Below are 19571 nucleotides of genomic sequence, written 5' to 3'. Positions count from 1 at the left end.
CCCGCTGGCTCGTAGTCTCGCTTCCCATTGGAGCGGGCACGCACCGCCTGCAGCGGAAATAGGTCAATCTCGTCGAGGCTAACAGAATTAAAAAACCTCCCGCACATAAAGAATGCGGACAGGTCCGCGCCGCCCGCATAAATTCCCGCGCCTCCAAAAGGCATACACGTCCACCACCGTAACCACGCCCGCACTGAGGGAAAGCCTGTCGGACAAGCAGCTAAGGAACGTACGTTGAACAAGCGCCTTCACACGTGAGACTACCGCGCCCGCTCCCAACAGAGCTCATCTCAATGGCTATCGGCAGGAAGAAAGCCGCTCGGAGCGAGCGATCACTCATTCGCTTTCCCCAAAGACGAGTTTCTTGCTTATCCGATTCAAAATCCTCACGCAAAAACGAAGAGCCGTTTGGCTATTAGACCTTCGATAGGCTACGCAGTTCGTTCACCGAACAATGTCATAGCTGTAGTCGGTCTCCGAAACAGCAATAGTGCTAGCGTCCAAGGCTTCAAAATATTCATCCAGTAGCGCCATAAGAATGCGCAGACCGCCAGCGTATCCCCAAGTAGGGTACCGATGATAGTGGTGACGGTCAAAAATTGGAAACACGAGCCGAACGAGAGGTGTCCCGGCATCGCGCTCCAAGTATTTTCCGTATGTGTTGCCGATCAGATAGTCCACCGGCTCCGTGAATAACAAAGAGCGCAGGTGCCAGAGGTCACGCTTCGGATAGACTTTGCATCCTACACCATATGGCGACGCATCGAGCAACGCCTGCACTTTCTCAGCCCAAGCATCGTTACCGTTTGTCGATAACACGTGGCTTGGTTCAGCCCCAATCTCGAGGAGAAATTGGGTGTATCCCAGCATCTGGTCCGGATCACCATACAATGCGTACCGCTTACCATGGAGGCTTGCCTGACTGTCCGCCATAGCGTCTACGAGTTGACCTCGCTCCTTTTCCAGTTCAGCTGGTATCGGCTTACCGGTCACCCGTGAAATCTCCATAAGGAAATGGTCAGTGCCACCAACGCCAACTGGCGCATTTAAAACCACGACATCCTGACCCTGTTCAGCGATAAACTTACTTGTTCGTTCGCAGCAGAACTCCTGGAAAACGAATGTTGCTTTAGCGTTCAGTGCGCGTTCCACCTCCTCTTTCGTTGTCCCACCTTGATACATTCTGAACACGCCATCCGTAGGTGTGTTCCAGGTTTCCGACGGGTCGCAGATAATGTTCACTTTTACGCCGAACAGATCAAATATTCTCCTGATTTCGCGCATGTTTCCGACGACAAAGCCATCAAAGCCGCCGATGAAGTTCACACTGTCGTCAGGCATTCGTACCAGCGGGTTGGACGTTCCTGCCCTACCGCCCCAAAAGTGCTTCAGGATGCCCAGTAGCGCATTGTCATAACCCGTCACGTGACTACCGACAAATGCTGGCGTGTGGGCGAAGGGCACGTCGTAATCTTCAGGGACGCTGCCCTTCTGCTTGCTGTTTTTGATGAATGCATCGAGGTCGTCCCCGATCACCTCCGCCATGCATGTTGTGGATACAGCAATCATCTCGGGCTTGTAAAGGTTGTACGCGTTAGCCAGCCCATCAATCATGTTGTTCAGGCCGCCGAACACCGCCGCATCCTCAGTCATAGAGGAACTCACACACGAAGTCGGCTCCTTGAAATGCCTTGAGAAATGTGAACGGTAGTATGCAACGCAGCCTTGAGAACCATGAACGAATGGAAGTGTCTTGTGAAAGCCGTTTGCTACAAACACGGCTCCAAGTGGCTGACACGCCTTGGCCGGATTCACAGTCAGTGATTCTCTTGCGAAGTTCTTTTTCTTATAGTCTTCTGTCTTAGTCCATTCGGAAAAATCCCTTATCTTTTCCTCGGGATCCTTAAATTCAAACTCTTTCTTCTTATTCTGAAAGAGCGCCCTGTATTCCGGCTCCCGGAAGAGTAGTTCATGGTCGAGAATTTTGTCAGTCGATTGTGGCATCACTCACTCCTGTACGTAAGTTCCAAATAAACGTTCGCTAGACGCGCCCGCCGCTGCGATCTCTGTGCTCATGTTCGATCTTTCCACGGCGTCTTCGCGAGGTTCCATACAGGACTTGAGATGGCAATGTCCATATCACGGGCGAATATCGCAAATCCGTCGTAGCCGTGATAAGGGCCTGAGTAATCCCAGCTATGCATTTGACGGAACGGTACACCCATTTTCTGGAATACGTACTTCTCTTTGATACCAGAACCGACAAGGTCGGGGCGCACCCGGTCTACGAATCTTTCAAATTCGTACCCCGTCACATCATCATAGATGAGTGTGCCATCCTTTAGATAATGCGTCGTTCGTTGGTAATCGTCATTGTGTGCAAACTCATACCCCGTTCCGATAACCTCCATGCCTAGATCCTCGTATGCCCCTACAACGTGCCGCGGGCGTAATCCACCTACAAAGAGCATCACCTTTTTACCTTGCAACCGAGGCTTATATTTCGCAGTGACGGCATCAGATACCTTGCGGTATTTAGCGATCACCTTTTCTGCATTTTCCATAATCGCATCATCAAATCGACCTGCAATTTCACGCAAGCTTTTCTCAATCATTGTGGGACCAAAAAAATTATATTCTACCCATGGGATGCCATACTTTTCTTCCATGTGTCGACTGATGTAGTTCATCGATCGGTAACAATGCAACAAATTCAGCTTTGACCTTGGGGTGTTCTCTAGTTCCGCCAATGTACCGTCACCCGACCACTGTGCGATGACCCGCAAACCCATCTCTTCAAGAAGAATTCGACTTGACCACGCGTCTCCCCCAATGTTGTAGTCGCCTATGATAGCAACGTCATAGGGTGTCGATTCAAGCGCGAGACGCTTATTGGAGTGAGCATCGAACACAAAGTCGCGGATCGCGTCGTTTGCCAAATGATGACCGAGTGACTGCGACACACCACGGAAACCCTCGCAGCGCACAGGTACGACGGTGTGCCCGCCATACTCCTTACTCTTCTTCTTTGAGACAGCCTCAATGTCGTCGCCGATAAGACCAATCGGACATTCTGTCTGAATAGAAATCCCCTTGTTGAGCGGAAACAATTGCTGTATCTCATCAATGATCTTGTCAAGCTTCTTGTCACCTCCGAACACTATGTCCTTCTCCTGGAAATCAGAGGTGAACTGCATAGTAACGAACGTATCGATGCCCGTGGTGCCAACGTAGTAATTGCGACGCGATCCCCATGAGTACTGGCCACAGCCAACGGGCCCATGGCTTATATGGATCATGTCTTTGATCGGCCCCCATACCACGCCCTTTGATCCAGCATACGCGCACCCGCGAATCGTCATGACCCCAGGCAGCGACTTGATATTCGACTTCACCCCGCAATCTGGCTTGCCTTCCTCGAATGAACTTAGGTGCTTGGCCCGTCGTTTTCCCATCTTTTCAGGGTAAGCCCGTAGCACTTCGTCAATGAGGGCCTTGTTAGCGGCCTTCCGTTCCTCAACCGTCGTGGTCATCGCGTAGTCCATAGGTAATCAACATGCTCGTCGCAAATAGCCGCCGTGCGTGCACGGCGGCTGTCGTTCAAGCCTGACTAGGCAGTAAGTTCTGACGCAGTCTTCCCAACTTTTGACTCGTCGATCTGCACCAGAATCCCCTTCGCCATCAAGAGATCCTCCAACTGGTCCATCGTGATTGGCGTCGGAATAACACCATTTCCGCCATTGTTATGGATCTTCTCGGCAAGCGCACGATACTCCCCTGCCTGAGCGCAGTCTGGCGCATACTCAATGACGGTCATTCGACGCAGTTCTGCATGCTGGACTACGTTGTCGCGAGGCACGAAGTGTATCAACTTCGTGCCTAGCATCTCCGCCAGCGATTCTGCTAGCTCAAGTTCCTTGTCCGTCTTTCGCTCGTTACAGATCAACCCACCCAAGCGCACGCCGCCGCTATTTGCGTACTTCAAAATTCCTTTAGAAATGTTGTTTGCGGCGTACATCGCCATCATCTCGCCAGACATAACAATGTAGATCTCTTGGGCCTTGTTTTCACGTATTGGCATCGCGAAACCGCCACAGACGACATCGCCGAGCACATCATAGGAAACGTAATCAACACCGTCATACGCGCCGTTCTCTTCCAGGAAATTGATTGACGTTATAACACCTCTGCCTGCGCAGCCAACCCCCGGTTCAGGCCCCCCCGACTCGACACATCGGATGTCCTTGTAACCAATCTTCATTACGTCATCCAGTTCAAGATCCTCGACGGATCCCGCTTCAGCCGCAAGCGAGAGGATTGTATCCTGTGCTTTAGCATGCAAAATAAGCCGTGTGGAGTCCGCCTTTGGATCACACCCAACGATGAGAATCTTCTGCCCGAGGTCGCTCAGCGCCGCTAGCGTGTTCTGCGAGGTAGTCGACTTGCCGATGCCACCTTTACCATAAAAGGCAATTTGCCGAAGGTTAGACATTGTGATACTCCATTTTGAATTGAAGGTGTAGCTAGAAAACCATGGTTTGCAAGGCCACGATCATGTCCTCAGTCTGCGGTGTTTCCCTATGGTCTTCTTCTTTCAAAAGCACGCATCGGCCAGCTCGTGTCCGCGCGACCGCGTTAGCGCAGCTTTCGTGCCATGTCGCTAAGAACTCCAGAAAACCCGCGAAATCGCGGCTTTCCGGAACTTGTTGTAGCCCTAACTATGAACCATGGTCCGCGTCGCGATACTGACAAACCGATCGCACTGTGTCGAAATACGTCGCTTGGCAACTAACACGCCCTCGCGTCGCCCCCACTGACCTATTAACTTGAATCATTAAGGCTGGCACAGCCTGTGTGAAACAGAGACGTGTTTGGCAGCTTCACGCTAGCCATCGGACAATTTCGTAAAACTGAACGGCAAACGCCGTGCCCAGCGGTAATGTAGAATACCTTATGCTTTTTTTGGAAATCCATCGTAACCACGTACGGAGAGTCGTCGTACATTCGAGAGGTCCTAGAGAAGAGACCCCGAGGTCGACTTAGCCGTTGTTTAGCCAACTTTTAAACCATTATGGTCGTCTATGAGAGGCCATTTCCTCACTTAGTAAAGATGAAATCCATTCAGTTATGAAATCCCCCATTCAAATATTATGGTAATGTTATCCATCTTCATTGGATGCCCAATTTTCCGTGAGGATCAGCATATTCGCGTGGCTTGGCTCCGATGTTATAGAAATGCAGACGCCCGTGGATGCACCAAAATAGACGCGCCGCCCAGCCAATTCTATAACCGGTCTTTCGTACCGCATTTCGAGATCGCTCACCCGGATTGCACGAACATCCGGATAGCAGCTTTGCCACTTAGCCGCAACTTCGGGAAGTGATGATTCCTTGCGAATCAATTCCGTTATAATATTGATCTGATCGCCAGTGAGCGCCATGTCATTTGCCTCCAGAATCAACTCTTCTAGCTTCGACAGTCACTGGAAGCCTAGTATCTGGCGCCATCTCTGGTAACTGAAACTGCCAACCATTCCCAAGCTTAACGAGGCCGCCCCACATTTGATCCTTCGTCATGGAAACTATCGGCTCTTCAAGGTCCTTTCTTGGCAGATATGCCTTAAGTGTACCTGTAATATCCTTTCGAATCATAATTTTCATTTTTGGCCTCCAAAAACGGAGAAACTGGAAACACAGTGTATGGCAAACACTCCGTTACAAAGGATTTGTCAGGTTCACCGCCATGCATTGACCTTCGCGTATTGAAAAATTCTCCAGACAAACCACACACATTTTGTCATTGCCCCGACAAGCATAATCGACTCATTACGTACAAAAGGACCTGTAAGGACAGCTTACCCGTTTGGTCTGGTTCCGCCACATCTCGCCGGGGAATCGATCTCTTGCGCGACAACAGCGACAACAGGCAGTTTCTCTTAGCCGGCAAAATACCGCCGGTTCGTCTGGATTCCATACAACAGCACGCCGGCACCTTTTAGCGATCGACTCCCCCCTTGGAATTTAGAACGGCCCCGTCAAAAATTCCCCCGTCTGTGATGGACGGTGGACCCGCGATGTGGTCACGTATAGGCGCGCATACGCCTTCATTTAAGTAGTCCAGAGTGCAGAGTTCTCTTGCGCGCATGCCAACGCGACGATCATCCGCGACGAAGTGAACAGCATAGATGTAGAATCGTTGCAGAAAGGTGTCGATTCTAGTGACGTAGCCAATATCTCCTTTATTCACGATAACTTCGCCAATGCTTTTCCCAAAAAACGTACCATCATTGCGAACCATCGACCGTGCGATTACGCGCTCGCCAACCTCAAACCTAGGTTCAAAGGCTATTTCAACGGTGTCACCCCTCTCGGAGTTACATAAGAGCTGCTTTGGCCTCGACATCGCCTTTCCCCGAGATCAGTCTCTAAATTAGCATCCACAAACTTGCCCTCCACTATAGAAGCATGTTCGCACCCCACCGACGATGTAACGCCGACGGATCCTAGTTCCATATTTTCCGGCAATTCATAGTTTCGCTACCGGTAAGGCTTGAGCCATGAAATGAACCAGATCGATAAACACGCCTTCAAGAAGAGCGCTATGGCCAGGCTAAGCCGTTACTATGCAATCGTCCACGGGGCACACCGACAGACACTGCGGAAAATCGAGTCCCTCGCACATAGTGCACTTCTTAGGATCAATTGCCAACACGTCACCTTTCTCACTAATGGCAGCATTTGGGCACTGCGCCTCGCACGCCGAGCAGCCGGTGCAGGCTGAGGCAATAATCTTCAAGGCCATAGATACGCTCCTTACAATTTAAAGTACGGTACTACTCCTCCGCGCTTGCATGGCCTTTGCACATCAAACGGTCGTTGGAGCCTTTTAGACATCCTTTGCCTGATCATGCGTCTCGTCGCAATGTTTACGCAGCGATCCGCCACCAGCCACACGGCTTGAGTAATCATTGAACCAAGATCGTGCTGCGACCTCAACAATTTCCCCCGCGTACTGCTCCACCGACTCGATGCCCGCATCGGCGAGTTCCTTACGCGGACAGATACCAATTTTCGCCACAAAAATGGCATGACAATCGTTGATCGCGCGTATGATACGTACTAGTCGTTCATCGTCACCGTACCCCCCTTGGCAATACAATTCAACCCGGCGGTAACCCACAAAGTGCGCGCCAGAGGCGCTAACTTCGAAGATTTTTAGCTCAGAGATATTCCCAAAGTGCCCATTCACGCGACCCCGGCCTTTCGTTGCAACGGCGATATTGACCTTCAGTGCTCCTGTCGCTTTCCTGACCTTGGTTAAGGCTGGCACTTCCCGCTTTGCCTCACGTTGCGCCATGAGCTCAGTCTCCGTGCGGAACTGGTACTCTTGGCGGATGTTTCGGTCATAGCCGATATCCATCTGCTCGATACTCTCCAGTGAAAACTCGGCACCGCGATCCTCATCCAAGAGTCCTACCGCGTCCGCTCGGCACTGCCGGCAATGCCGCATCAATTTCAGACCGCCCGAACAAGCTTCCTGTACTGTCCTCAATTCACGGGAGGTAGGTCCTCGTGGTCCGTGCAGGCCGAAGTACGTACCGTGCGACGGGTCGGAGATTAGCGGCATAATGTTGTGAAGGAACGCACCTCGCTGTTTCACAGCACGATTTACCTCAATCAAATGTTTATCGTTAATACCCGGAATCAACACCGAATTAATTTTCGTCAGTACGCCTCGTTCTGTTAGCATCTCGAGCCCTTGCATCTGCCGCTCATGCAACACGCACGCGGCGTCCGTCCCTGTCAACCGGCGACGGTTCCAAAAAATCCACGGGTAAATTCTTGCCCCGACAACCGGATCGATCATGTTGATGGTTATTGTCACATGATCAATGTTGTATCGGCAGATGTCATCCACAAAGTCAGGCAACGCGAGGCCATTGGTTGAGAGACATAGTTTGACATCGGGAACTCGCTCCTTAAGCAAACGGAACGTCTCAAACGTGGTTCCTGGGCTCGCGAGCGAATCACCGGGCCCAGCAACACCCACCACCGTCAGTTGCGGTATGCGACTCGCGACAACCATCACCTTCTTCACTGCCTGCTCTGGCGTCAGCTTTCTCGACGTAACGCCAGGTCGCGACTCGTTTGAACAGTCGTACTTGCGGTTACAGTAGTTGCACTGAATGTTGCAGGCGGGCGCAACCGCTACATGCATGCGCGCGTAATGGTGATGCGCTTCCTCTGAGTAGCACGGATGATCTTTTATCTTATCCCACACCCCCGGCCGCATCCCCTCGGCCTCTCCAGGCGACTCGCACTTCAACACGCTGGCTCCAACAGACGGAGTACCCTCGCCCCGTAGGGCCGATGTTCTGCTAGTTGGCATTAGGGGCACAACTTTCTCCCCGCCTTCAAAACAGGCAGCCGATGGTCGCGTGCACGCCCTATTTCGCATAACTCTTTCCTTCACATCGAGAGTAGTTGTACATCCGCCAAAAAGCGAAATCCGTGCCATCGCGCAAGGAGCATCTCGACCGGTATGAGGGCGCAGCATCTGCCGGCGTTCTATAAGTTCGACAGCAGCGCATTCGTCTTGCGTGTGGGTTGAAGCCAGCTCGAAGCTCACTGCGAAAACAGGGTAGCTAAATTGGCCTAATACGGCTCCCTCTTCTCGGCACCCAGCAGCTTGTCCGGACAGAGACATTCGCGACACGAAAAATGTGCGAAGCCCCCAACGTTTACTGACAGCGTCGCCGCTGCCGCTCTTGAAGATAGCGCTCCAGCTTATTGAACTCGGCTGGCACAACGCTTGCTCGACCGTGTAGGACCAATGAAGCGCAAAGGCAACTACCGCGATGCTTAAACCGATTATTATCGAGAGAACATTGTCCGGCCTAAAACGGCCCGCAATGAGCCTTTATCGGATAGAAGAAAATTGTGCGATTGCCGGCATACTCGCGCATGGAGAAATTCCGGAGCTGCTTACAGCAATATTTGCAATGGGTGATGAGGAGATAACGCTTATCGATGCTACTGGGGACATAAACCTCAAGCCGGCAACAACAATTTCCGGCTGCTCGACAGACACCAAGCAAATCGCTGCCCTGTGCTGCAAAGCTGAGTTTGTATACTTGTCCATCTCCGTTTCCGATCGCTATTTTAACCATCTGCGGCTGTCGCGAATTTTGGCATTATCTCTGATCGCGTACCTTATCCGGAAGATAGAGGAATGCCACACAGGAAGCTCTATTCGTATGGCAAACCTTGCGCGTCCGCACCCTTCATTCCTTGTGGAAGTCGCGCTGCGCCCGAGGATGTATGGTGAACAGTGGATCCAATTCTCCAACAAAGTTGGTGCAATTCTCCAGTTTTCGGCCTACGACCTCATTGCAAGGCTGCACGATGTAGAAATCTATTTGCAACATGATGTCGGTCTCGCTACCGCACATACACTAGCTGCGCTCAACTCCAGCGCCCCACATGTGAGCCCAGCGGTAAATGGCATGGTTCACCCGAAGGGCAAGGCAGCGCTCAAGGAAGTCGTGACGGGTTCACGGCATTTGATTGAGCAGGATACAGGTGTCGATAGTAATACGTTCGTCCAGATCTCTTCTCTTGCCCAAGATTCGTCTCACTGGGCAGTGCCGTCGAAAAAAATAAGAACGCATATGTGCTCCCATCGAGTTAGGCGTTGGGATACACACTCCCGCGTATCCCATTTCGATTCCCGGCTGAGACGATGCGACAAGCACGATGCATTGCCTGCTAAGACGCATCCGCACCCAGATTACAAAGATTCGGGTAACTCTGAGGCCGTTTTCCAGGACCGAGTAGTTACAAAAATGTTGTTATCGCGACAACGCGAGCAGGCGCCGGAGATATCAAGCAAAGCCAATGATTCCTATTCTTAGCGACCATAGGTTGTCCATGTAGCGTTAGCTAACAATAAACGTCGGCCCGTCGAAATAGCGCGGCCCGCATCTACGTCACACACCCTATTTTTAACCTACTTCAAAGATATGCAAGGACACCTCCATCAGCAGCAACACCTCTCTTCGACTGAGGACTTTTTTCGGCATTTTGACATCGCATTCGACGAAACAGTTTTGAACGTTAGCCGTCTACATATCCTAAAAAGGTTCCTCCAGTACATCGAGCAACAAGAAGAGCCTCCCTTGGACAACGGCACCGCGCTGTTCGAGTTTTATCGCAGCTTGTTGCTCAAAGCCTACAACGATTTCGTGTCGTCAACGCCAGCGGAACAGAAGGTTTTCAGGTGTTTTGGGGAGGCAGAAGCACGAAGGTACGTTAGCCTTGACAACCTTCGCGCTTCGGTGGGAAAGCGCGACACCGTCTGACGCGGAGAAGGAACCATGCATATTGTTGTCTGTATCAAGCAAGTCCCCGATTCAGCGCAGATTCGGGTGCATCCGGTGACCAATACAATAATGCGCCAAGGCGTTCCAGCTATCATCAACCCATACGACCTCTTCTCACTAGAGGAGGCGTTACGGCTGAAGGACCGCTTCGGCGGACGACTCACGGCGCTATGCATGGGGCCGCCCCAGGCCGAGGACGCGCTACGCAAGTGCATCAGCTTCGGCGCTGACGATGCCATACTCATTACCGACCGCGCTTTCGCCGGAGCTGATACGCTTGCGACGTCCTACGCGCTTGCCGCTGCCATCCAAAAGATCACGACTCAACAAACAGTGGATATGGTCTTTACCGGTAAGCAGACCATCGATGGCGACACTGCGCAAGTCGGACCTGGTATTGCGACACGGCTCGGCTTCCAACTGCTTACCTATGTATCAAGGATCGTTGAAACGGATTTAAATAAGCGTTCAATCGTCGTCGAGCGTCGTGCGGAAGGAGGCGTGCAAGTGCTTCAGACCACGCTGCCTTGTCTCATAACGATGCTTGAGAACACGAACGAATTACGTTTTGCAACACTCCCCGCGATGATACACGCGGCGGCGGTTCCGATACGCAAATGGAATCGAGAACAAGCCGGCATCACTGACTTGAATAGGATTGGGCTCAAAGGCTCGCCCACCGTAGTCAGCAAAGTCTTCGGCCCAGCGCAAAAGGACGAGAAAGCCGAAATTCTGGAAGTGGGTGCCGCGAACCTCCGCGAAGTCTCCCACAAACTTGTTCAAAAGATCCTGGCCCGTCATCCAACATTGGAGGCAGACCTGTTAATGAAGAGGTTCTCATGAATTCCCCCGTTAGTTCACACAATATGCCGAACACCACCGTTAGAAGGGGCAGCAACCGCCACCTTGAGTTGCCTGAGCACCTGAAAACTTACAAGGGTGTATGGGTGTTCCTTGAACACGATCAGGGTCAGGTTCATAGCGTGTCGTGGGAGCTCCTAGGAGAGGCATATAAGCTCGCAGACAAGCTGGGCAGTGAGGTAGCAATTGTCGCGCTCGGCGGCCCTGAAGAGCCCCTTGAGCAGTTTGCAACTGAAGCATTTGGTTTCGGTGCAAATAAGGCGTATGTGATCCACGATCCCGTGTTGCTGGGGTATCGGAATGAACCATTCACGAAAGGATTGACCGATCTAGTTAGCAAATATCGTCCGGAGATCCTGCTTCTCGGGGCGACCACTATGGGTCGAGATCTTGCCGGCTCTGTGGCAACGACTCTTTCGACGGGGCTGACGGCCGATTGCACTAGCTTGAGCATAGACTCTACCTCGCGCGCTCTTGCGGCCACTCGTCCAACCTTCGGTGGCTCACTTCTTTGTACGATCATGACACTTGCATGCCGACCTCAGATGGCGACGGTCCGTCCGCGCGTAATGGCGATGCCGCCAGTTCAGACCGGCCGTTGCGGAGAGATTATTCATGAGCAACTAGGTATGATCGAGTCCGACATCGTGACGAAGTTGCTCAATTTTATTGCCGATTCAAAAAGCAATAAGATTAACCTTCCTTATGCGGATGTGATTGTAAGTGGGGGAAAGGGCCTTAAGAACCCTGAAAACTTCAAGCTGGTCTTCAATCTGGCGCGTGTCCTCGGCGGCGAAGTGGGTGCGACTCGCCCCTGCGTGCAAGCTGGCTGGGTCGAAGCCGAGCGCCAAGTAGGGCAAACGGGTAAAACCGTTCGACCAAAACTTTACATCGCCGCAGGAATTTCCGGTGCCATCCAGCATCGCGTCGGGATGGAAAGTTCTGACGTGATCGTGGCCATCAACACTGATGAAAACGCACCAATCTTCGACTACGCGCATTACGGTATCGTAGGAGATGCCATGCAACTACTGCCTGCATTGACTCAAGCTTGCGAGGATCACTTGGCGCAGCATAAGTCCAGACATATGAGGGTAGTCAAATGACAGAACCTTTGCGTTTTGACGTAATTGTCGTTGGCGCAGGCCCTTCCGGAAACGCCGCTGCCTACTTGATGGCCAAGGCCGGTCTAAAGGTTCTCCAAGTTGAGCGCGGTGAGTATCCGGGCAGTAAGAACGTTCAGGGAGCGATTCTCTATGCGAATGCCCTCGAACAAATTATCCCAGAATTTCGCGACGACGCACCGCTCGAGCGGCACATCATTGAGCAACGCATGTGGATGCTCGACGATACGTCGTTCGTAGGCACGCACGTACGAAGCGACGACTACAACAAACCACCGTACAACCGTTACACCATTATCCGCGCTCAATTCGATAAATGGTTCTCATCAAAGGTCCGAGAGGCCGGCGGATTTCTCATCTGCGAGACGACGGTGAATCAACTGATTATGGATGGAGATCAAGTTGTCGGCGTTCACTGCGACCGGGAGGAGGGTGACGTGTATGCAGACATTGTGATTCTCGCAGATGGCGTCAACTCAACTCTCGCCCGAAAGGCAAAATTTCACAGCGAAATTGAAGCGCATAACGTTGCGCTCGCTGTCAAAGAGATTCTCTTTCTTCCCGAGGAAACCATTCGCCAGCGCTTTAACGTTTCAGGGGACGAAGGCGTCGCTATTGAAATGGTCGGCCGCATCACCAATGGCATGACGGGCACGGGCTTTCTTTATACAAATAGAGAATCCCTGACCATCGGCGTTGGTTGCATGTTAAGTGACTTCAAGAATTCCGTACACCGCATGAGCCCTTATGAGTTGCTCGAAAAGATGAAGCACCACCCCTCGATAGCGCCGCTAATTGATGGAGGCGAAATGAAGGAGTACTGTGCACATCTGATTCCAGAAGGTGGCTTCAATACGATTCCAAAAGTATATGGCAATGGATGGATGATAGTGGGCGATTCCGGAGGCTTCGTCAATTCCGCGCATCGAGAGGGGTCTAACCTAGCAATGACGACAGGCCGCCTTGCTGCTGAAACGGCAATTCGAGCAAAGGCCATGGGTCGTGGCTACCGCGCCGAGGTACTTTCTGCGTACAAGAGCGCGCTCGATAGGAGCTTCGTGATAAAAGATTTACACAAATATCGCCACATGCCAGAGATCCTCCGACAGAACCCCCAGTTCTTTACGACGTATCCTGACCTGCTCGCATTCGCAGCACGTACGATGATTACCGTGGACGGCATCGATAAGACGACGAAAAAACATGAAATCATCGGAAAGTTTCGAAAGAGCCGGACTCTGCCCGGCCTTCTTGGCGACGCGTACAAACTCTGGAGGGCATTTCGATGAGAAAAGTAATAGTCAACATCGAAGAAAAGCTATATCAAAACCGCTATCGCGTGGATGTAGGTAGGCCACATATCCATGTCAAGAACGCGGAGGTATGCGCCAATAACTGTGCCGACAAAAGCTGCACCTACATCTGCCCAGCCTCTTGCTATCGCATTGAGACCAACGGTGCCGTTACGCTCATTACCGACGGCTGCCTCGAATGCGGCAGTTGCCGCATTCTCTGCACCGACCACAGTAACGTCGAATGGGAATACCCGCGAGGCGGACATGGCATCCAGTTCAAGTTCGGCTGAGTCCACAGCGCAATGAAATGAGCAGTATTGACCATACTGCTGCGCCACATTTACAAATAATCTCAGAACTTCTTCCCTAAGCTGAATCCTGCATACCGTCTGAGACGTTAATCCAAGTGGCCTTCTGTATGGACTGCTTCTTTATGATGCACGTGCGCCCAACTCACCATTCCGGCGGTCATCGCATCAGCCTGGAAGCAAAGACACCATCCGGCGCCCCACCTTGCAGGAGAGAAGAATGAACCTCATTACCGATATCGAATTAGCCGAATTTTTTGGCAGCACTGCCACTCCCCCGGGCATGCAGTTGATTAATACAATTCCGGAAGGGGGAAATGACGATGCGGAAGTAATTTTATGGACGACAGTTCTTTCCTTCCCCACCTGCTTACCACCGTACTATATGCTGTATAAGTTACAAGCAAGCTGCGGCAAGCTTCGAAAAGCGCGGGAAGTCGCAGGCAAAGCCCTGGTAGCTGCTGCGCGCCAGGCGTCTATCAACATTGATTGGCGGGCAGTATGGCCTGGCGACGCTGACTTCACTATTTCAGGCCCTGCTCGCTTCTGGCTCTTTACCCTAAAAGCCCAGACGTTATTTAGTATACGGCTTGGCGAGCATGCCATGGCGCTCCAACTGATGAACAAACTTCGCTGCCTGGACCCCGACAACAGCATCGGTTTAGATATCGTTGATTCCTTTCTCGCTCGTTCACCATTGAGATAACGCCAACTGATATGAGTCTCCTTATCCTTTTTATATGTTCCGGCCCTGACAGTTCTCTACTTGTAAAAAGCGATTATTTTTTCGTCATTCAGGCCCAAAACAGTCTCCGAAACTGGGGCAAACACTGCAACTCGGAGCCCTGCACACGTATAGCGCATCACGCTCACATAGCTGTTTGTAGAGGAACTTTTTCCACTTCATTCCATGGACGTTCTTTTCGGCAAGCATGGGAAACCAGTACCTCAGAACCTCTAACAGCGCGGCCCGGGATGGAAGGCGTAAGTTTTGCCAGAGATGTTTGTCTTTCAAACACCCGCAAGCCAATGCATGAGAAACACAGCGCACCTCGATGGGTGTACCGGCACTCGGATCTGCGTGTGCCTCAAGCAAGGCTACGAGTTCTTCGACTTCGTCATAGTACATCGGGTCTGGCGCGTTTGCCTCCCTATTTAGCTCCAAAGATAAGGCATACTCGGCACCTGGAAACCAGTGTGCAAGCAGCCACCTAGTTTCATTGGCGTCAAGTCCTATTATGGGGAGGCCATGTACATTTCCTTCCTCTAACGTCGACGAAATGGCGCCAGCTAGCGTCAGCACCGTGCAGTCGTCGTCATCTACCGCGTGACGCATTAGGGTACTGTGAAAATTCATCTTCGTCATAACAAAGGCCTAAGCAGGCGCGTGCGTATAACATTTTTTTGGACAAATCTTCGCGCAAGCGGTGCAACCTATGCAATACTCGCGATGCAAGATTGTCATAACCTTCTTCTCAAGCTCCTCCTCATTCTCGTTCTCCCCCTCAAGGGAAATATGGCTGCCATCCTCGCTCACTCCAACCAATTGAAGGACACCGCGCGAACACACACGAAAACATCGGCCACAGCCGATACAATTATGATGATCGATAGAATTTACGAAGCTCGGTGTCCAGATCGCGCCACTTGGTAGCACTACAGTAAAGTTGTCATTCACGTTTGCATTCTCGCGATATTCACTTATAAGCCAAGCCGGCGGTTTTCCGCGCCTCCATCAACGCGGCGTGGATTTCGTGGCAGCGTCTGGCAACCACTAAAATTTTCTCCCAACTGGCCGGCAACTCTTCGGATAAATCGTGTAGATCCATCTTGGCTTGCACCGCAAGCGTGTTCAATCTTTTCAAACGAGCTTTTGTTGCCTCAGGGTCATCTATCCTGTCTTCGCTGTCAGTTTCAGCACCAACAGTTATTTGTGGCGGAGGATAGTCCTTCTCTTTGAGGTAGGCGCGATTATTCGCTAACCCGTCGTCCGCGCCCAAATCGTATGCCGTGCCCGAATCCTTCTTGATCACCTTCCTTAACCACGGAGGCGGCGTCCCCTTCAACACCTCCTGCAGCTTTCTAAGGATCGTTTCAATAGGCTCCGCCTTTGCCACCTTGATAGGGTGGATCTTCAGCGCAACAACCCGCGCGGCTCCGGCACCTCCAATCGCGGCGACGTACAATATCGCGCAGTCATGGATTGCTTCAAGCCTTTGACCCAGTTTCTCTTCGTTGTCGTGCTTCTGTGGCGTGTCGCTGAAATCGAAAGCCTGGATGAACCTGTGCGCGGCGGCTGTCACGTCATAGACGAGTATATGTTTCGCCCACCCAAAGTGGGCGTCAACATGCTCCTTATCTTGCGTAGCGAAGGCGATTTTCATGTGCCGTCTCCTTGTAGGATCACATAGTGGCTGGAGGAAACCTTGAGATCAGATCACCGGTGTTTCCGGAGCGCGATGGGTATTGATCGTGGATAGGGGCTAATCCTTCGGTGCGCGGAACTGGATTCGCTCGAGCATCAGATTTGCAATCTCGAAAATCAGGTCCATCGTGCCTCGATATCCTATCTGACATCGATGTGCATTTCCGACGCGGTCGAATACGGGGAAGCCTACGCGCATCAGCGGCTTACCGAGTCGCGCAGCCATTTGGCGGCCATGCGAGTGAGTGATTAGCACGTCGCAATTGCCAGCCGCACGTTCCATGTCTTCCAAGTCGCCCAGCACTACTTCGCTTGCGGGCAAAAGCGCATGCGCTGGAGATGGGGTCGTGCTGACGCAGACTGATAGTTCTGCCCCTAGCTCGTGCAGCAGTGACCCAACCGAAAGGAGCATGTCCGGATCTGCACCAATCGCAACCTTTATACCCCCCGTATAGAAGTGACTGTCCAGCATTGCATCCAGAAGTTGTTCACGCTGCCGACGATACTTCTCTGGAATGGCTCGCCCTGACAACTGCGCGAGAAGCCGCAATAATCGATCGTTAGGTTCTAGACCCGTGAGACGTTCGAAGATTTCAAATGGCGTGCCACATATTTCCTGTAACGCTCGCGCACCAGCACGAGTCTGCTCTCCAATGCCAATTGTGAAAGAAGATGCCCCAGCAGCGCGGATTTGTTCGAGCGTGGTTCCGCCCCGCGTTACGCCACGCCATTCTGAATCAAAGTGGCCATCGAGCGAACCGGAAATGTCAGGGAGGATTATTGGGTCTAGGCCAAATGACTGGACTATCACGCGTAGTTCTTCAACGTCGCGCGGCGATAAATGGCTTCCCGGCAACACGCTAATTTGTCGATAAATAGCAGGCAGCGGCTCTACCAGCTCCATGACAATCTCCACCACAGCTTTGCTGTAGCCGTCCTCGAAAGCGCCAACATAATCTGGCGTCGAGACATACACAATTTCTGTATTGAAAAGTTCTGGATTACCTTTGCGTATAGCTCTTAGATGACCATCGAGATCCTCGCCATTGGTCTCGGTGAGACCTGTTGAACAGACCACAATGATTCTCGGCGCCTCGCGCTTTCGGATGTTAAGCAATGCCGTCTCGACATTATCGTATCCGCCCAAAACCGCAGAGATTTCATCCATTGCGGTAGTCTGCAGCGGGATTGCTTCCTTGAAATGTCGCGTCAGCAAAACCAAGGCAAACGACGTGCAACCTTGTGAGCCGTGCAATACGGGCATACAGGCCTCAAGCCCCATAGCCGCAAAGCTAGCGCCGAGCGGCTGGCTAGTCTTCAACGGGTTTACCGTGCAGGCTTTTTCAGATTGGATCACGATAGCCATAATGGTCTCCTCACTTTCCTAGACCGCCGCCACGCGTAGAGATGTACTTCCTGGATTCTGTGGCGGCTTAGTATTCCGAGTACATTAGCTGTGCCGCGAATCTTTTGACCAGTCGACTTCACCTCCGTTATTTCACGGCGCTGGGATTCGCACCTGTTGCCACACCGGGTTGTAAATAGTACGCTCTATCTCTCGGATCAACTCCACGATCCCTTCATACCCGGCATACGGATGATGACGTTCTTGATTTACGTCAAGCCAAGGCATAAGCGCCTTCAATGCGATAAACTGTGAGCGCCCACCAGACAGCATGATGTCGGCCTTTGCATCGTGCAATAGCTTGTACATCTCGCGCGCCGTCATGTTATCGAACATGAGCGCGTCCTGTCCGAGGATCCCTTTGATTCTTTCTTTGTCTTCCTTGGTACTCTTCTTCACGCTTGTGCCAATGATTTCTAAGCCGGCCTCCTGTAACGCAGCCACAACTGACCATGATTTCACGCCACCTGTGATTAGCAGCGCCCGTTTACCTTCAAGACGCGCACGGTACGTGGCAATCCGCTCCCATGCCCGCTCCTCCTGAGCTTGAATCAGGCGCTCTGTACTGTCTAACAGCTTTCCAGATGCCCCTCGCTGCACCAACAGACTCGCGATCTGGCGGAGAGCGTTGCTTGTGTCGCCAATTCCGTAGAATGAGCACTCAAGGTATGGAATCCCATAACGCTCTTGCATCTTAGTTGCCACATGGACCATGGACTTCGAACAGACCACCATGTTTGCTCTGGCCCGATGCGCGCTCGCAATATCGCTGTACCGGCCATCGCCAGTTATACACGACAAAAGACGGATGCCAAGTTCGTCCAAGAGCGGCTTTACCTGCCATAACTCGCCTGACAGGTTGTACTCGCCGATTACGTTGATGTCTGTGGGCGTTGTATATGCCGGCTCACGGGTACCTATCACATAATTCAAAAGCGCCTCGCCGCCAAGCTTATTGCCGAGGTTCTTTGATCCAGCGAACCCAGGCGCGTGCACCGGTATAACTGGCTTACTGAATTCTACTGAAGCCTGCTTGCACACTGCATCTATGTCATCGCCGATTAACGCAGTAACACACGTTTGATAAACAAAGACCGCAGGTGGATTGTACTTTTCAATGATCTCGCGGACGCTACGGAATAGACGTCGTTCACCCCCGTAGATCACGTCGAACTCATTGATGTCAGTCGTGAAGCCAGTGCGATAGAGCGTCGGCCCTGATGAGGCCGCCTGGCGGTTGTCCCAAGAGTTGCCTTCGCATGCGATTGGTCCATGCACGAGGTGCGCCACGTCAGCTACAGGCTGAAGTGCAATTTTTGCCCCATCGAAAGCGCAGCCCCCAGCGGCCGCGCCCGGTGAAAGCTGCCTTGAGCAGCCCAGCTTTCGCTCTTCCTCGCTCTTGGCCCGGTTCTTCGCACAATTCGGTTGGTCAAAAAGATCGGCAGCCCTCGCCTTTCGCGACATAACGGCTCCATACGCTCTGCGGTTCGCGAAGATCAGCAAGTTGCGTACCATCGTCGCAGCCATGCATTTACCGTTATGCAGCCCTACACGCCCGCTCCCGCGACTGTCGTGGATGGCCGCTCCTGTCGCAGAGTTGGAATCGATCCCGACACTTTGAAGTTCCTCGAGGGTAGACCAATGCGTTGAGTTGTCACAAACTTTTGTCATAGGTGTAGGGAAGCACCCAGGCTGTAGTGGTCAAGTAATAAGACGGTTCTGACCGACGACGGGCCGCTGCGGTTAGACATCCCTCGCGATCGCGACGGCA

The 19571-nt window shown here is 52.2% G+C and carries 20 protein-coding genes; 7 read left to right on the top strand and 13 right to left on the bottom strand.

Annotation, left to right across the window (positions count from 1 at the left end; translation table 11 throughout):
- Positions 1 to 444 precede the first annotated feature (444 nt).
- The 8 genes from nifK to nifB form a co-directional block, all read right to left on the bottom strand.
- The gene (nifK, locus tag MKD50_RS29295) at positions 445 to 2004 is read right to left on the bottom strand and encodes a nitrogenase molybdenum-iron protein subunit beta (RefSeq protein WP_012354693.1); all 1560 of its coding nucleotides are present in this window, start codon (positions 2002 to 2004) and stop codon (positions 445 to 447) included.
- Positions 2005 to 2072: 68 nt separating this feature from the next.
- A complete protein-coding gene (gene nifD / locus MKD50_RS29290) occupies positions 2073 to 3533 on the bottom strand; it encodes a nitrogenase molybdenum-iron protein alpha chain (protein WP_025586731.1) in 1461 nt (486 codons plus the stop codon).
- Positions 3534 to 3610: 77 nt separating this feature from the next.
- Complete coding sequence (gene nifH, locus MKD50_RS29285) at positions 3611 to 4492, bottom strand: nitrogenase iron protein (RefSeq protein WP_012354691.1); 882 nt, start codon at positions 4490 to 4492, stop codon at positions 3611 to 3613.
- 667 nt (positions 4493 to 5159) lie between these two features.
- Complete coding sequence (locus MKD50_RS29280) at positions 5160 to 5441, bottom strand: hypothetical protein (RefSeq protein ID WP_012354689.1); 282 nt, start codon at positions 5439 to 5441, stop codon at positions 5160 to 5162.
- Position 5442: 1 nt separating this feature from the next.
- Positions 5443 to 5661 carry a putative nitrogen fixation protein NifT gene (nifT, locus tag MKD50_RS29275; protein ID WP_081479548.1) on the bottom strand — a complete coding sequence of 73 codons (219 nt, stop codon included), beginning with the start codon at positions 5659 to 5661 and terminating at the stop codon, positions 5443 to 5445.
- Positions 5662 to 5995: 334 nt separating this feature from the next.
- Positions 5996 to 6403: a nitrogen fixation protein NifZ gene (locus MKD50_RS29270; RefSeq protein WP_012354687.1), complete on the bottom strand. Its 408-nt coding sequence runs from the start codon at positions 6401 to 6403 to the stop codon at positions 5996 to 5998.
- A 207-nt stretch (positions 6404 to 6610) separates the two neighbouring features.
- The gene (locus tag MKD50_RS29265) at positions 6611 to 6802 is read right to left on the bottom strand and encodes a 4Fe-4S binding protein (protein WP_012354686.1); all 192 of its coding nucleotides are present in this window, start codon (positions 6800 to 6802) and stop codon (positions 6611 to 6613) included.
- A gap of 84 nt (positions 6803 to 6886) precedes the next feature.
- Positions 6887 to 8458 (bottom strand): nitrogenase cofactor biosynthesis protein NifB, encoded by a 1572-nt coding sequence (nifB, locus tag MKD50_RS29260; RefSeq protein ID WP_012354685.1) that lies wholly within the window; start codon positions 8456 to 8458, stop codon positions 6887 to 6889.
- 400 nt (positions 8459 to 8858) lie between these two features.
- Between nifB and MKD50_RS29255 the strand changes: the two genes are divergently transcribed.
- The 7 genes from MKD50_RS29255 (at position 8859) to MKD50_RS29225 (ending at position 14676) form a co-directional block, all read left to right on the top strand.
- On the top strand, positions 8859 to 9914 hold the full coding sequence (locus MKD50_RS29255) for a hydroxymethylglutaryl-CoA lyase-like TIM-barrel protein (RefSeq protein WP_012354684.1): 1056 nt from the start codon (positions 8859 to 8861) through the stop codon (positions 9912 to 9914).
- Positions 9915 to 10022: 108 nt separating this feature from the next.
- Positions 10023 to 10361: a nitrogenase-stabilizing/protective protein NifW gene (locus MKD50_RS29250; protein WP_012354683.1), complete on the top strand. Its 339-nt coding sequence runs from the start codon at positions 10023 to 10025 to the stop codon at positions 10359 to 10361.
- 15 nt (positions 10362 to 10376) lie between these two features.
- Positions 10377 to 11225 carry an electron transfer flavoprotein subunit beta/FixA family protein gene (locus MKD50_RS29245; RefSeq protein WP_012354682.1) on the top strand — a complete coding sequence of 283 codons (849 nt, stop codon included), beginning with the start codon at positions 10377 to 10379 and terminating at the stop codon, positions 11223 to 11225.
- On the top strand, positions 11222 to 12349 hold the full coding sequence (locus tag MKD50_RS29240) for an electron transfer flavoprotein subunit alpha/FixB family protein (RefSeq protein WP_012354681.1): 1128 nt from the start codon (positions 11222 to 11224) through the stop codon (positions 12347 to 12349). Before MKD50_RS29245 ends, MKD50_RS29240 begins: the two co-directional genes overlap by 4 nt.
- Positions 12346 to 13656 carry an FAD-dependent monooxygenase gene (locus tag MKD50_RS29235; protein ID WP_012354680.1) on the top strand — a complete coding sequence of 437 codons (1311 nt, stop codon included), beginning with the start codon at positions 12346 to 12348 and terminating at the stop codon, positions 13654 to 13656. The genes MKD50_RS29240 and MKD50_RS29235 overlap by 4 nt, the downstream gene beginning before the upstream one ends.
- Positions 13653 to 13952, top strand: coding sequence for a ferredoxin family protein (locus MKD50_RS29230; protein WP_012354679.1), 300 nt, complete (start codon positions 13653 to 13655; stop codon positions 13950 to 13952). Before MKD50_RS29235 ends, MKD50_RS29230 begins: the two co-directional genes overlap by 4 nt.
- Positions 13953 to 14190: 238 nt before the next feature.
- Positions 14191 to 14676 (top strand): hypothetical protein, encoded by a 486-nt coding sequence (locus tag MKD50_RS29225; RefSeq protein WP_012354678.1) that lies wholly within the window; start codon positions 14191 to 14193, stop codon positions 14674 to 14676.
- An 84-nt stretch (positions 14677 to 14760) separates the two neighbouring features.
- On the opposite strand, the gene MKD50_RS29220 is transcribed toward MKD50_RS29225, so the two are convergent.
- The 5 genes from MKD50_RS29220 to nifE all read right to left on the bottom strand — a co-directional run bounded on the left by MKD50_RS29220 (position 14761) and on the right by nifE (position 19264).
- Positions 14761 to 15327, bottom strand: a complete 567-nt coding sequence (locus MKD50_RS29220) for a nitrogen fixation protein NifQ (protein WP_081479563.1) — start codon at positions 15325 to 15327, stop codon at positions 14761 to 14763.
- Between the two features lie 18 nt (positions 15328 to 15345).
- Positions 15346 to 15648, bottom strand: coding sequence for a ferredoxin III, nif-specific (gene fdxB, locus MKD50_RS29215; RefSeq protein WP_012354676.1), 303 nt, complete (start codon positions 15646 to 15648; stop codon positions 15346 to 15348).
- Positions 15649 to 15667: 19 nt separating this feature from the next.
- Positions 15668 to 16354, bottom strand: coding sequence for a nitrogen fixation protein NifX (nifX, locus tag MKD50_RS30765; protein ID WP_012354675.1), 687 nt, complete (start codon positions 16352 to 16354; stop codon positions 15668 to 15670).
- A gap of 99 nt (positions 16355 to 16453) precedes the next feature.
- On the bottom strand, positions 16454 to 17761 hold the full coding sequence (gene nifN, locus MKD50_RS29200) for a nitrogenase iron-molybdenum cofactor biosynthesis protein NifN (protein ID WP_012354674.1): 1308 nt from the start codon (positions 17759 to 17761) through the stop codon (positions 16454 to 16456).
- A gap of 132 nt (positions 17762 to 17893) precedes the next feature.
- A complete protein-coding gene (gene nifE, locus MKD50_RS29195; RefSeq protein WP_012354673.1) occupies positions 17894 to 19264 on the bottom strand; it encodes a nitrogenase iron-molybdenum cofactor biosynthesis protein NifE in 1371 nt (456 codons plus the stop codon).
- Positions 19265 to 19571: the final 307 nt, after the last annotated feature.

The sequence above is a fragment of the Cupriavidus mimosae genome (assembly GCF_023952485.1).
Lineage (GTDB): Bacteria > Pseudomonadota > Gammaproteobacteria > Burkholderiales > Burkholderiaceae > Cupriavidus > Cupriavidus taiwanensis_C.
This window is presented reverse-complemented; position numbering and strand designations above follow the sequence as displayed.